Origin of the sequence: Scandinavium tedordense, assembly GCF_024764965.1 — a bacterium.
Classification (GTDB): Bacteria; Pseudomonadota; Gammaproteobacteria; order Enterobacterales; family Enterobacteriaceae; genus Scandinavium; species Scandinavium tedordense.
Window position 1 is genome coordinate 1 of the sequence record NZ_JALIGG010000019.1, and the last position, 444, is coordinate 444.

Below are 444 nucleotides of genomic sequence, written 5' to 3' on the forward strand. Positions count from 1 at the left end.
GCGATGTTCAGGGCGATCGCCGGGTTGCCGCTGAGCGCCACCGCACGCTGCCACAGACGGCTCATCGCATCCTGCGGGAAGCGCGCGTCGGGGTCCTGCAAGGCCTGGTAGTCGAGGCCCAGCTCGGCGAACAGCTGGCGTCCGTCGAGGCCTTCCAGCTCCAGGGCGAGGACGATGCCCTGGACCCAGCTGGACAAGGTTGTACGTTCCGGCATCGGTCTCTTCTTGTTCTGGCGGGAGGCACGCCGACCGTCGACCGGCCTGGCGGCCCAAGGATACTAAACTGGCCCTGTATGTCATCCGCGACATCGTGCGGCCCGCACTACACTGCGCGGACACAACGAGAGGAGGCATTCCATGAGCAGCCCTGACGACGAGCGTTTCCACAGTTTCGCCGAGTTCTACCCCTACTACCTGCAGGAACACCGCATTGCTGTGTTCCTG

General features: G+C 64.6%; 1 protein-coding gene. It reads right to left on the bottom strand.

The features are described 5' to 3' along the window. Nucleotides 1-215 (bottom strand): AraC family transcriptional regulator ligand-binding domain-containing protein (locus MUU46_RS00090; protein ID WP_258964442.1); only part of this gene is annotated, 215 nt, incomplete at its 3' end. Nucleotides 216-444: the final 229 nt, after the last annotated feature.